The 12,458-nt window shown below is 67.4% G+C and carries 12 protein-coding genes and 1 tRNA gene; 11 read left to right on the top strand and 2 right to left on the bottom strand.

The annotated features are described in order from the left end of the window. Nucleotides 1–28 precede the first annotated feature (28 nt). From TFU_RS05870 to pyk, 6 genes are all read left to right on the top strand, one after another. On the top strand, nucleotides 29–1,486 hold the full coding sequence (locus tag TFU_RS05870) for a glutamate synthase subunit beta (RefSeq protein ID WP_011291621.1): 1,458 nt from the start codon (nucleotides 29–31) through the stop codon (nucleotides 1,484–1,486). 110 nt (nucleotides 1,487–1,596) lie between these two features. Continuing rightward, on the top strand, nucleotides 1,597–1,983 hold the full coding sequence (locus tag TFU_RS05875; protein WP_011291622.1) for a DUF2784 domain-containing protein: 387 nt from the start codon (nucleotides 1,597–1,599) through the stop codon (nucleotides 1,981–1,983). Between the two features lie 8 nt (nucleotides 1,984–1,991). Continuing rightward, the gene (locus tag TFU_RS05880) at nucleotides 1,992–2,447 is read left to right on the top strand and encodes a DUF2784 domain-containing protein (protein WP_011291623.1); all 456 of its coding nucleotides are present in this window, start codon (nucleotides 1,992–1,994) and stop codon (nucleotides 2,445–2,447) included. Nucleotides 2,448–2,475: 28 nt separating this feature from the next. Then, nucleotides 2,476–3,393 carry a hypothetical protein gene (locus TFU_RS05885; protein ID WP_011291624.1) on the top strand — a complete coding sequence of 306 codons (918 nt, stop codon included), beginning with the start codon at nucleotides 2,476–2,478 and terminating at the stop codon, nucleotides 3,391–3,393. 63 nt (nucleotides 3,394–3,456) lie between these two features. Continuing rightward, nucleotides 3,457–4,026 (top strand): type 1 glutamine amidotransferase domain-containing protein, encoded by a 570-nt coding sequence (locus TFU_RS05890; protein WP_011291625.1) that lies wholly within the window; start codon nucleotides 3,457–3,459, stop codon nucleotides 4,024–4,026. Nucleotides 4,027–4,085: 59 nt separating this feature from the next. After that, the gene (gene pyk, locus TFU_RS05895) at nucleotides 4,086–5,507 is read left to right on the top strand and encodes a pyruvate kinase (RefSeq protein ID WP_016188524.1); all 1,422 of its coding nucleotides are present in this window, start codon (nucleotides 4,086–4,088) and stop codon (nucleotides 5,505–5,507) included. Nucleotides 5,508–5,601: 94 nt separating this feature from the next. Here the strand turns inward: pyk and TFU_RS05900 are convergent, their stop codons facing one another. Together TFU_RS05900 and TFU_RS05905 are read right to left on the bottom strand one after the other, a co-directional pair. After that, nucleotides 5,602–6,537, bottom strand: a complete 936-nt coding sequence (locus TFU_RS05900) for a DUF1266 domain-containing protein (protein ID WP_011291627.1) — start codon at nucleotides 6,535–6,537, stop codon at nucleotides 5,602–5,604. Between the two features lie 569 nt (nucleotides 6,538–7,106). Further along, nucleotides 7,107–7,193 (bottom strand) — tRNA-Leu (locus TFU_RS05905). A 158-nt stretch (nucleotides 7,194–7,351) separates the two neighbouring features. On the opposite strand from TFU_RS05905, the gene TFU_RS05910 reads away from it, so the two are divergent. The 5 genes from TFU_RS05910 to TFU_RS05930 all read left to right on the top strand — a co-directional run bounded on the left by TFU_RS05910 (nucleotide 7,352) and on the right by TFU_RS05930 (nucleotide 12,342). After that, nucleotides 7,352–7,915: an ANTAR domain-containing response regulator gene (locus tag TFU_RS05910; RefSeq protein WP_016188525.1), complete on the top strand. Its 564-nt coding sequence runs from the start codon at nucleotides 7,352–7,354 to the stop codon at nucleotides 7,913–7,915. 277 nt (nucleotides 7,916–8,192) lie between these two features. After that, complete coding sequence (locus TFU_RS05915) at nucleotides 8,193–9,638, top strand: branched-chain amino acid ABC transporter permease (protein WP_011291629.1); 1,446 nt, start codon at nucleotides 8,193–8,195, stop codon at nucleotides 9,636–9,638. 11 nt (nucleotides 9,639–9,649) lie between these two features. Further along, the gene (locus TFU_RS05920) at nucleotides 9,650–10,636 is read left to right on the top strand and encodes a branched-chain amino acid ABC transporter permease (RefSeq protein WP_011291630.1); all 987 of its coding nucleotides are present in this window, start codon (nucleotides 9,650–9,652) and stop codon (nucleotides 10,634–10,636) included. Then, a complete protein-coding gene (locus TFU_RS05925) occupies nucleotides 10,626–11,507 on the top strand; it encodes an ABC transporter ATP-binding protein (protein ID WP_011291631.1) in 882 nt (293 codons plus the stop codon). Before TFU_RS05920 ends, TFU_RS05925 begins: the two co-directional genes overlap by 11 nt. Further along, nucleotides 11,500–12,342 carry an ABC transporter ATP-binding protein gene (locus TFU_RS05930; RefSeq protein ID WP_011291632.1) on the top strand — a complete coding sequence of 281 codons (843 nt, stop codon included), beginning with the start codon at nucleotides 11,500–11,502 and terminating at the stop codon, nucleotides 12,340–12,342. Before TFU_RS05925 ends, TFU_RS05930 begins: the two co-directional genes overlap by 8 nt. The last annotated feature ends 116 nt before the right edge of the window (nucleotides 12,343–12,458 follow it).

The raw sequence follows: 12,458 nt of genomic DNA on the forward strand, positions 1-12,458 counted from the left end.
ACACCCGCGAAAGGAGGGACGACAACCCATGGCCGACCCCAAAGGCTTCCTCAAGATCACCGAACGGGAGCTGCCCTCCCACCGGCCCGTGCCCGTTCGGATCCAGGACTGGCGCGAAGTCTACGAGGACTTCGACCGCGCGGCCCTCATCAGGCAGGCCTCCCGCTGTATGGACTGCGGCATCCCGTTCTGCCACAACGGCTGCCCGCTCGGCAACCTCATCCCCGAGTGGAACGACCTGGTCTACCGGCACGACTGGCGGGACGCCATCGAACGGCTGCACGCCACCAACAACTTCCCTGAATTCACCGGCCGCCTGTGCCCGGCCCCGTGTGAGTCCGCGTGCGTGCTGGGCATCAACCAGCCCGCCGTGACCATCAAGAACGTCGAAGTGTCGATCATCGACCGGGCCTGGGAAGAAGGCTGGGTCCGCCCGCAGCCTCCCGCCCAGCACACCGGGAAGAAGGTCGCCGTCGTCGGCTCCGGCCCCGCAGGGCTCGCCGCCGCCCAGCAGCTCACCCGGGCCGGGCACACCGTCACCGTCTACGAGCGGGCTGACCGGATCGGCGGACTGCTGCGCTACGGCATCCCCGAATTCAAACTGGAAAAACGGCACCTGGAGCGGCGGCTCGCCCAGATGCGCGCCGAAGGCACCGAGTTCCGCACCGGCGTCAACGTCGGCGTGGACCTCACCGCCGACCAGCTGCGCGCCGACCACGACGCCGTCATCCTCGCCGGAGGCGCCACCGTGTGGCGGGACCTGCCCATCCCGGGCCGCCACCTCGCCGGCGTCCACCAGGCCATGGAATACCTGCCGCTCGCCAACCGGGTCCAGGAAGGCGACTTCGCTACTCCGCCCATCACCGCGGAAGGCAAGCACGTCGTCGTCATCGGCGGCGGCGACACCGGCGCCGACTGTGTCGGCACCGCCCACCGCCAAGGGGCGCGCTCCGTCACCCAACTGGAGATCATGCCGAAGCCGCCGACCACGCGGCCCCCGCACCAGCCGTGGCCGACCATGCCCCTGCTCTACAAGGTCACCAGTGCGCACGAGGAGGGAGGCGAACGTCTCTACTCGGTCAACACCCTGGAGTTCCTCGACGACGGAACAGGCGCGGTGCGTGGCCTCAAAGTCGTCGACGTCACCCGCACCGCGGAGGGGTTCGCACCGGTGCCCGGCACGGAACGCGAAATCCCCGCCCAGCTCGTCGTCCTCGCCCTGGGCTTCCTCGGCCCGCAGCGGGAAGGGCTCCTGGAGCAGCTCGGCGTGGCGCTCGACGAACGCGGCAACGTGCAGCGCGGACCCGACTACGCCACCAGCGTGCCAGGAGTGTTCTGCGCGGGAGACATGGGCCGCGGGCAGTCCCTCATCGTGTGGGCGATCGCGGAAGGGCGCAGCGCTGCCGCCGCCGTCGACGCCTACCTGTGCGGGGAAACGGCCCTGCCCACCGCGATCCCTCCGACCGCGCGGCCGTTGACGCTCTGAACCGCCCTCGTGGCCCCTGGCCTCAGGCGCTGCGGCGCCCCCGCCAGGGGCCACGGGCCCCGGTCAAGGCTCCTGCGGGAAACCTGGCGCTTCAGGGTAGCGGCGGCAGCGTGCGCTACCCGCTGATCGCCGATACGGTCATGGCCGTCCACTTCGCGTTCCTGGCCTACCTCGTCTGCGGGGGGGTTCTCGCGTGGCGGTGGCCCCGCATGTTCTGGCCGCACCTTGCAGCCGCCGCCTACGGGCTCGGCACCGTGGTCGTGGGCTGGCCGTGCCCGCTCACCCGACTGGAGAACTGGGCCCGCAGCAAAGCCGGACAGCAAGGCCTCGACCCGGGAGGGTTCATCTCCCACTACCTCACCGGTGTCCTCTACCCGGCTGACCGCCTGCCCCACGTCCAAGCCGCCGTGGGCGTCATCGTCGTCCTGTCGTGGGCCGGGGCCCTGTGGACGGTCCGCCGCCGCAGCCCTACAGCCCTGCGCCTGCCGCACCGGTGAAAACCCTGATGGCTGGCGACGCGTCTGCCCGCTACCGTCCGGGTATGGGGTATCTGCTCGTGGCCGAAGCCGCTATGGCGGTCCACTTCCTGTTCATTGCCTACGTCGTCTGCGGGGGGTTCCTCGCGTGGCGGTGGCCCCGCATGTTCTGGCCGCACCTCGCAGCCGCCGCCTACGGGCTGGGGGTCACCGTCATCGGCTGGCTGTGCCCGCTCACCTGGTTGGAGCACTGGGGGCGTGTCAACGCGGGACAGCACGGACTCGACGCGGAAGGGTTCATCTCCCACTACCTCACCGGCGTCATCTACCCCGCGGAATACCTGCGGGAAATCCAGCTCGCCGCGGCTGCGGTCGTCGCACTCTCCTGGGTCGGCGCCGCCTACAGTGCCCGCCGCCGTGCCCGCCGCGCACACGTCCACGCCACCCCACGCCTGCCCGAAAAATCCGATTTCCCGGAGGTTTGAAGTCGCGTTTCGGCGGCACGTGCCCACCATGGACACCACAACACGAGACATGCTCCACGCCGCCGAACACTTCATCGCCCGCAACGCCCGGCTCCTGGACCGCTACCGGTACGCCCACCACTTCCAAAGCGAACCGGCCCGCACCGTCCGGGCAGTCCTCAACACCTACCGCAACGTCGACGGCGGGTACGGCAACGCGCTCCACCCGGAACTGCGCGGCCACGGCAGCCAACCGATCGTCACCGCCCGAGCCCTGCGCATCCTCGACGAACTCGGCTACCTGCCCGCCAGCCTCGTCGACGCCGCCTGCCGCTACCTGCGCAGCGTCACCCAGCCGGACGGGGGAGTCCCACCTGTCCTGCCGAACGTCCGCTACACCGAATCCGCCCCCTGGTGGCGGGAGCACGACGACTTCGCCAGCGCCCTCAACCCCACCGCGGCCATCGCGGGCCTACTGCACAAGCACCGCGCCACCAGCGAGTGGCGGGACCGCGCCACCGCCTTCTCCTGGCAGCGCATCTCGGCCCTGAACTGGACCGACGCTGAGGAAGCCGAAGCGGTCTGCCTCTTCCTCCAACACGCGCCCGACCAGGAGCGAGCCCGCGCCGAATTCGCCCGCCTCGCCCCCGTGCTCCGCGCCACCGTAGCCCTCGACCCTGCCGCGCACGGCCGTGCCCACACCCCGCTGGACCTGGCGCGCCGCCCCGACGACTGGGCCCGCACCCTCTTCTCCGACGCGGAGATCAACGCCCACCTCGACGCGCTGGCTGCCGCGCAGGAAGAGGACGGCGGGTGGCGGTACCGGGACACCTGGTCTCCCGGGCCCGACATGGAACAGCGCGGCGCCTACACCGTGGACTGCCTGCTCACCCTGCGTGCCTACGGGCGCCTGTCGCGCCCCGCATCGGGCAGCGTGCCCCGCCCCACTCCACCGGCGCGCGCATGAACCCTCCCGCTCTGGGCAGAGGACCCCCGACCCTGTCCGCACACCAAGGGGAGAACGACTGCCATGGCCCGCACCGCACTCGACGGAGTCGACGTCGCTGTCCTCATTGCTCCGGAAGGCGCCGAACAGGTGGAGCTCACCGTCCCCTGGGACGCGATCCGTGACGCTGGGGGCCGCCCCCGACTGATCTCCACCACCGGCGGCCGTGTCCAAGCCTTCGACCACCTCGACCGGGCCGACACGTTTACCGTGGACACCACCGTCCACCAGGTCACTGCCCACGACTTCGACGCGCTCCTGCTCCCCGGAGGAGTAGCCAACCCCGACTACCTGCGCACCCATGAGCGCGCGGTCGCGTTCGTCCGTGAGTTTTTCGACACAGGGCGGCCGGTCGCCGCGATCTGCCACGCCCTGTGGATCCTCATCGAAGCCGGAGTGGTCCGCGGCCGCACTCTCACGTCGTATCCCAGCCTGCGCACGGATCTCGTCAACGCCGGGGCCACGTGGGTGGATCGAGAGGTCGTCGTCTCCACTGAAGGCCCCAGTACGCTCATCACCAGCCGCAACCCCAAAGACCTTCCGGCGTTCACCAAAGCCATCGTCGAGGAGTTCGCGGTGAAGACAACAGCGTGACGCTCACTCGCAACTTGGTTTAGACCAATTGCCAACAGAAAAGCTCTAAAGTGTTACACGTGACACGTCGAGCAAAGATTGTCGCGACCCTTGGACCGGCTACCTCGAGCCCTGAAGTCCTCCGCAAGCTCGTCGACGCCGGCCTGGACGTAGCGCGACTCAACCTCAGCCACGGTACCCACGACGACCACCAAACCATGTATCGCAACGTCCGCGCCGCAGCGGAGGCCAGCGGACGTAATGTCGGTATTCTCGCCGACCTGCAAGGGCCGAAGATCCGTCTCGGGACGTTCGTCGACGGATCCGTGACCCTCAGCCCCGGTGACGAGTTCACCATCACCATCGACGATGTACCCGGGGACCGCCACCGGGTCTCCACCACATATAAAGGACTCCCTGGTGATGTCCGTCCTGGCGACCGCGTCCTCATCGACGACGGTCGCGTTGTTTTGGAATGCGTCAAAAGCACCAGCACGGATGTCCACACCCGCGTCATCGTCGGCGGCCCGGTATCCAACCACAAAGGGCTCAACCTGCCCGGGGTGTCGGTTGCGGTCCCCGCGCTGACCGAAAAAGACGAACGGGACCTGCGCTGGGCCCTGGAGCAGGGCGTCGACATGGTGGCGCTCTCTTTTGTGCGCAGCCCCGCCGACGCGGAAGACGTCCACCGGGTCATGGACGAGATGGGCGTGCACGTCCCCCTCATCGCCAAGATCGAAAAACCTCAGGCGGTGGAGCGGCTTCAGGACATCATCGAGGCTTTCGACGGCGTCATGGTCGCCCGCGGCGACCTCGGTGTCGAACTCCCCCTCGAAAATGTGCCCATGGTGCAGAAACGCGCCATTGAACGGTGCCGGGACAAAGCCAAACCGGTCATCGTCGCCACGCAGATGCTCGAATCCATGATCCACAACCCGCGCCCCACGCGGGCTGAGGCTTCTGACGTGGCTAACGCCGTCCTCGACGGCGCGGACGCAGTCATGCTCTCCGGCGAGACCAGCGTCGGAAAGTACCCCGTGGAGACCGTGCAGACCATGGCGCGGATCATCGCCGCCGCCGAACAGGAGTCCCTGCGCGCCTCCCACATCCTCCACCGGGTCCCGGAGACCGTGGGCGGGTCGATCGCCCGAGCCGCTGCCGAAGTCGGAGCCACCGTGGGCGCCAAGGCCCTTGTCGCCTTCACCAGCAGCGGGGAGACTGCACGCCGGCTCGCCCGCTACCGTTCCCCCATTCCGCTGCTGGCGTTCACCACCGAGCCTGCCACCCGCGCCCAGCTCTCCCTCACCTGGGGTGTGGAAACCCACCTCGTGCCGTGGGTGGACAACACCGACGACATGGTCCGCCAGGTCGAGAACGAACTCCTGGACATGGACTACCAGAAGGGCGACAAAGTCGTCATCGTCGCGGGAAGCCCGCCTGGCACCCGAGGGTCGACCAACATGTTGCGCGTGCACCGTATGGGTGACGCCATCTCAAACTGATGATGACCCGTTCCTACCGTGGCCGTTCCCCGGCGGGGTGACCACGCCGCACCCCGCCCGGGGAATCCGGCACATCCCACCGAGGGGAAGCCCGCTACGGGCGAGTCTCGTTCCGTTCCCCCGCCACAATCCGGTCGAGCGGCATGTCCCACGGCAGCAGCCGCCACGGGCTCGCAGGATCAGTGGTCAACAAGCCCAACGCGTCCCACATCCGCTCCGCACCCGCGGCAGCAGCACCGTCCTGGTCGAGCAGCCAGCCCGCGTGGAACGCCGCGGACAACTGGCTCCACCCCCCGAACCGCGGCTGCAAGTCCGCGGCCACCCGGCGGAGCAGTCCTTGAGTCTCCACAGGGCTGAGCCAGTTCAACGTGGCGCCCCCGCAAATCAACGGGACCAGGTAGACGGCCCGCCACCACTGGTAGGCGCCCACCACCACCGTGTCAGCGGACTCTTGGGCCCCCGTCACGGTGCGCAGCCGCGCGACTTGCTCGGGGGTGAGCACCACCGTCCGATCGGGGGCAGAACGGTCCGCGCAGCGGCTGCGCGCGATCCCGGAACGCAAATCCACGAGCAGGTCGGTATCCGGCGCGGTGTGCAGCTCACGCCACAGGCGTTCGATCTCGGCGAGCAGCCCGGCCCGGTCGGTGATGCCCCGCTCCCGGGCGAACGTGCGCCGGTACCGGCCCCGCAACTGGGGGCGGACGATCACGTCCCACGGTTCTGCCACCGCCACCCGGAAGGGGGCGGCCACCGCGGCAACCCACCGCTCCGTGCTCAGCGGAGCGTCCGGGTCCTTGGTGCGCAGCATGGGGGCTTCCTTCGTCTCCACGACCAATCCCGCGAACGTCCCCGCGATCAGGGCCGCCGTGGAGAGCAGCGACCACCCGGGAAACCCGGCGACGAGCAGCACCACGGTGAGGAGCGCGAGGGGGGCCATCAGCCACGGCAGACGGTGAGTGGACGCCCAGGACACCACGGCCCACGCACCGATCGCCAGTGCGCCCACGATCCCGGCCACCGCGGTGAACACCTGTCACCCCTTTCCTCGCCGTCCGTGGCAGGACGAAGCAAAACCGACTCTTCCAGGATCGAGTACCGAGAGCAGCGACGGAAACCAAAGCGGCATGTTGTACTCAGGTTGTGGCCGGGATGTGATCCGCTATGGCCCTAAGCAGCCAAGAAACTGCAGGTAGTAGAGCTATCCACGCCGATCGCCAGCAGGAAGTGGCGCAGCACACACCCGGATGGGCCCGTTACGGCAGGGTTTCTGGACGGCCGGTGCGCCCCGTTGCTTCGGAACCGCAACGGAGCCACCCCGTGCCGCGCACCATGCCGCCCGCCTCAGGCTCTGGGCAGCGTCCCCCACCACAGACGGGTCGCGGGCGGGCCAGTCCTGCTCCGTCCCCGGCCGGAGGCAGGAAGGGGGCAGCCCCGGCACGGGAGAGTCGGACACGAGCCTCGAAATATTCCCGGAAAAGTGAGCGAGGCCACGGCGGGACAGGTGCGGCCCCGGTCAGCCAAGAACGGCCGGAAAACCAAACGAAAAAGCCACCTGGTTTCAGGTGGCTTCCCCGCAGATCCGGAGCGGGATGACATCTCTGGTGCCGAAGGCGGGACTCGAACCCGCACGCCCTTACGGGCAGACGATTTTGAGTCGTCAATGTCTACCAATTCCATCACTTCGGCTTGCTGACCAGCCACATTCAATTATATGTCAGCACCTCGGAGGCGTCCTTGGCTTTTCCGATAAGCCAGCGCCTCCCAGGGATAGGCCGGCCACGGCGATGCGAACCATCTTAGCGGATCTCTGTACCCTCTTGTTTGTGACGCAGACGCAGAGCCGCGTGGTGATCGCGGAAGACGAGGCCCTGATCCGACTGGATCTCAAAGAGATGTTGGAGGAGGACGGCTACGAGGTCGTGGGAGAGGCCGGGGACGGGGAGACCGCGGTCCGCCTCGCCACCGAGCTGCGACCCGACCTCGTCATCCTCGACATCAAGATGCCCGTTCTGGACGGCCTGTCCGCCGCCGAGCGGATCGCCGCAGAACGCATCGCGCCCGTAGTCATCTTGACCGCGTTCTCCCAGCGTGACCTGGTAGAGCGCGCCCGGGACGCCGGAGCAATGGCCTATCTGGTCAAACCCTTCACCAAGAGTGACCTGGTGCCCGCCATCGAGATGGCGGTCAGCCGGTACGCGGAGATCACCGCACTGGAAGCCGAGGTCACCGGACTCACCGAACGTCTCGAAACCCGCAAGATCGTCGAGCGTGCCAAAGGGCTGCTGCAGAAGAAGTACGGTCTCAGCGAACCCGAGGCGTTCCGGTGGATCCAGAAGAACTCCATGGACCGCAGGCTCACCATGCGCAAGGTGGCTGAGACGGTAGTGGAGACCCTCAGTGACCAGTAGCCAGCCCCCGCCCCGGTGCACCCCCCGTAAAGTTCCCGGCCGCCCACCCTCGGTGGACGGCCTTTCTTCTGCCTTGACCAGCTAAGACAGGTCAACTGCAGAAGTGTTCCGATTGCGTCACGGTTGCACACGAAGTCATGACGTTTGGGTCACGTGGCTTAAGCGACCCTGAATGAAATGGCTAAATCGGGCTAAACTCGCGCCACCGAAGCAGCTAAGTATCCGGCCCGTGGGTCAAGCCCCAGGGCCTTTTCAAGATGCGCAAGGGAGCGCGCACGTGCGCAGACGCCTCGTGACTGTCCTCCTCGCCGTAGTCACCGCCATCCTGGTGACACCGGCTGTGGCGGTGGCAGACACTCAGGGCGGTGAGACGCTCAACGGTCAAATCCGCAAACCCGAGACCGTGGCAGGGATCGACATCACGGTCTTCCAGGGGGACGAGGAGATCGGGACAGCGACCACCGACTCTGAGGGGAGATGGGAAGTAGCGTTGCCCGGACCGGGCAACTACCGTGTCGTATTGGACGAGGAGTCCGTTCCCGATGAGTTCGTCGTTGCAGACCAACCCGGAGCCGAACACGCCGACGTCAACGTCCGGCCGGGACAGCAACGCACGGTGATCTTCGTCCTCGCCTACGCCGACGAAGCGAGCACCGAACCGTCCCCGAGCCAGAGCAGCGACGACGCTGACGACGGGGCAGGGGCCGCAGCCAGCGATACGGAGGATGGCCTTGCCGCACCGGGTGTCTCCTCCAATGCTTCTTTCGGCACCAAGGCCATCCAGCTCACTGTTGCCGGACTGCTCTACGGGCTCATCATCGCTATCTCAGCGGTCGGCCTCTCCCTCATCTTCGGGACGACCAAGCTGACGAACTTCGCCCACGGCGACATGGTGACCTTCGGCGCCCTCATGGCCCTCCTGGTCAGCGGGATGACGCTGTTCGCCGGACTCCACACCGCGGTCACGAACCTGCTGGCCGACGTGTGGCTCCTCGGACCGGTGCTGGGCTTCGTCACCCGTCCCATGGTGCTGGGCACGGTGGTGGCGGTCCTCTTGGGCGCGGCCCTCGGCGCATTCCTCGAGCGGTTCATCTGGCGGCCGCTGCGCAAACGCAATGTGGCGCTCATCCAGATGTTCATCGTCTCCATCGGCCTGGCAATGGTGCTGCGGCACGTCCTGATGGTGGCGTTCGGCAGCAACCGCATGTCCTACCCGGACTTCCAGCTCCAGGCGATGCTGCGGCTAGGGCCGATCGCGATCACCCCTCGAGACCTGGTCCTCATGATCCTCTCCGTGCTGGTGCTCGTCGGGGTCGCCGCCCTGCTGCAGTTCACCCGAGTGGGGAAAGCGATGCGGGCGGTCTCCGACAACCGGGACCTCGCCGAATCCTCCGGCATCAACGTGGACCGGGTGACGCTGTATGTGTGGACCCTGGGCGGAGCCCTGACCGCGCTCGGCGGCGTCTTCTACGGCCTCAACCAGATCGTCCACTGGCAGATGGGCTTCCACCTGCTGCTCTTGATGTTCGCCGCGGTCATCCTGGGCGGTTTGGGCACCGCCTACGGAGCGATGGTCGGCGGACTCATCATCGGCCTGGTGGCGCAGTTGTCCACGCTCTGGTTCCCCTCGCAGCTCATGAACGCGTGGGCGCTGGGACTCATGATCATCATGCTGCTGGTTCGGCCGCAGGGCATCCTGGGCCGGCGTGAGCGAGTCGGCTAGGAGAGGGACGGATGGATATTCTGCAGGTCCTTGCCGACGCCACGCGGTCGGCGATCGGCCCGGTGGCTGCCGTTTACGCACTCGCCGCCATCGGTTTGAACATGCACTTCGGCTACACCGGCCTGCTCAACTTCGGGCAAGTGGGCTTCATGCTCGTGGGCGGCTACGGTGTCGCGGTCAGCGTCAGCACCTTCGGGCTCCCCCTGGGAGTGGGCTTCCTCATCGGCATCGCCTCCGCCGTGGCCCTCGCCCTGGTGCTCGGCCTACCGACCCTGCGGCTGCGCGCCGACTACCTGGCGATCACGACAATCGCGGTAGCCGAGGTGGCGCGGCTCATCTACCGGGCCGAGTTCCTCCGCGACATCACCGGCGGTGTCTACGGCCTCCAGAGCTTCTCCACCGCCTTCTACCAGTGGAACCCCTTCCCCTCCGGCACCTACGGTTTCGGGTGGCTGAGCTTCAGCGCCCGCGACCTGTGGGTGATGACGGTGACGTGGGGCCTGGTGCTCGTCGGCAGCGCGGTCATGTGGCTGCTGATCCACAGCCCGTGGGGGCGGGTCATCAAAGGCATCCGCGAAGACGAAGACGCGGTCCGCAGCCTCGGCAAGAACGTCTTCGTCTACAAGATGCAGAGCCTGATCATCGGCGGCGTCTTCGGCGCCCTGGCCGGCGCCATGCTCGTGGTCAACCAGCAGACCATCACCCCCGACCAGTTCATGCCGCAAGTGACGTTCTACCTGTGGGCGATCCTCCTGCTGGGCGGTGCCGGGCGCACCCTCGGCCCGGTGCTGGGATCGGTCGTCATGTGGTTCCTGCTGTCCGTGACCGACAGCGTGCTGCGCCAGCTCATCGCCGCCGACGTGATCACCTTCATCGCCAGTTCCGAGATCGGCGGCGTGCGGCACGCCCTGGTGGGTGTGGCGCTGCTGGTGCTGATCATCTTCCGGCCGCAGGGGCTCATCGGCAACCGCAAGGAGATGCTGATCAATGTCAAGTGACGTGAACGGAGCCACGGTCGACCGGATGGCCGGAGTGGACCCGGTACCGGGGGTTGCCAAACCCGACCCGATCCTCGTCGTCGACGGGGTACGGCGCAGCTTCGGCGGTCTGACCGCGGTCGACGTGGAGCACCTCGAGGTGCAGCGCGGCACGATCACGGCGTTGATCGGCCCCAACGGAGCAGGAAAGTCCACGCTGTTCAACCTCTTGACGGGGTTCGACCGAGTAGACAGCGGCACGTGGACGTTCCAAGGCAAGCAGCTCAACGGGCTGGGGGGACACCGGATCGCCCGCGAGGGCATGGTCCGCACCTTCCAGTTGACCAAGGCGCTGACCCGGCTGACCGTCATGGAGAACATGCTGCTGGCAGCGCCAGGCCAGACAGGGGAGCGGATCCTCGGCTCCTTCCTGCGCCCCCAGTGGCGGAAGCAGGAGGAGGCCAACCGGGCCCGGGCCGAGCAGTTGCTGGAACGGTTCAAACTGCTGGCCAAGAAGGACGAGATGGCGGGCAGCCTCTCCGGCGGGCAGCGCAAACTGCTGGAGATGGCTCGCGCGCTCATGGTGAACCCGACGATGATCATGCTGGACGAGCCCATGGCAGGGGTCAACCCTGCCCTGGTGCAGTCGCTGCTGGAGCACATCACCGCCCTGCGCGACGAGGGCATGACAGTGCTCTTCGTCGAGCATGACATGGACGTCATCATGGGGATCAGCGACTGGATCGTCGTGCTGTCGGAGGGGAAGGTCATCGCTGAGGGACGGCCCTCTGACATCCGCGCTGACCAGCGAGTGATCGACGCCTACCTGGGTTCTGGGTACGAGGAATCCGGTCGCGAGCCGCAGACCGACACCGGAGAAAGCCATGAGTGAGCAGGAGAAGACCGGTCCCGGCGCGCTGCCGGACGAGGCGTCTGTGGAAGCCCAGCAGCAGGCGCGCGAGGAGATCCTCAAGCACGCCGCGGCGGAGGAGATCGGCGACGACAGCGACTACCTGCTGGTGGCGCGCGACCTGGTCGCGGGATATGTGCCCGGGGTGAACATCCTCAACGGATGCACGCTGACCCTGTCCGAAGGCGAGATCGTGGCGATCATCGGCCCTAACGGGGCAGGCAAGTCCACGCTGATCAAAACGGTCTTCGGGCTGATCCCGGTGCGCAGCGGCAGCCTGTCGCTGCGCGGGGAGAGCATCGTCGCACTGCCCGCGCACGAGCTGGTGAAGCGCGGAGTGGGCTATGTCCCGCAGACGAACAACGTGTTCCCCTCCCTGACTATCGAGGAGAACCTGCAGATGGGGGCCTACCTGCGCCCCAAGCAGTTCGCTGAGCGGTTTGCGGCGGTCGCCGAACTGTTCCCGCTGCTGGCCAAGCGGCGCAAGGCCAAGGCCGGGTCGCTGTCCGGCGGTGAGCGCCAGATGGTGGCGATGGGACGGGCGCTGATGATGAACCCGTCCGTGCTGCTGCTGGACGAGCCGACGGCAGGCCTGTCCCCCCTCTACCAGGAGGAGGTCTTCCAGCGGGTCAAGCAGATCAACGCCACCGGGGTCTCCGTGCTCATGGTGGAGCAGAACGCGCGGCGCTGCCTGCAGATCAGCGACCGAGGCTACGTGCTGGACCAGGGGCGGAACGCCTACACCGGCACCGGCCAGGAACTGCTGAACGACCCGAACGTGATCGAGCTGTACCTGGGGACGCTGGCGAAAGCCTGACCCTGCCCGTCGCAAAGGGGGTTCTGGACCAAGTCCAGAACCCCCTTCCTTATACGGGTAGCAAGTCCTGCCCCGGAGGCGCGCAAAGAGCGGGGGCCGGAACCTGGTGGTTCCGG

The sequence above is a fragment of the Thermobifida fusca YX genome, from assembly GCF_000012405.1.
GTDB classification, from domain to species: domain Bacteria; phylum Actinomycetota; class Actinomycetes; order Streptosporangiales; family Streptosporangiaceae; genus Thermobifida; species Thermobifida fusca.

Coding starts and splice junctions, on each gene's coding strand:
- TFU_RS05870 (WP_011291621.1), top strand. CDS start 29: ATGGCCGACCCCAAAGGCTTCCTCAAGATCACCGAACGGGAGCTGCCC.
- TFU_RS05880 (WP_011291623.1), top strand. CDS start 1,992: ATGGCTGGCGACGCGTCTGCCCGCTACCGTCCGGGTATGGGGTATCTG.
- TFU_RS05885 (WP_011291624.1), top strand. CDS start 2,476: ATGGACACCACAACACGAGACATGCTCCACGCCGCCGAACACTTCATC.
- TFU_RS05890 (WP_011291625.1), top strand. CDS start 3,457: ATGGCCCGCACCGCACTCGACGGAGTCGACGTCGCTGTCCTCATTGCT.
- TFU_RS05920 (WP_011291630.1), top strand. CDS start 9,650: ATGGATATTCTGCAGGTCCTTGCCGACGCCACGCGGTCGGCGATCGGC.
- TFU_RS05925 (WP_011291631.1), top strand. CDS start 10,626: ATGTCAAGTGACGTGAACGGAGCCACGGTCGACCGGATGGCCGGAGTG.
- TFU_RS05930 (WP_011291632.1), top strand. CDS start 11,500: ATGAGTGAGCAGGAGAAGACCGGTCCCGGCGCGCTGCCGGACGAGGCG.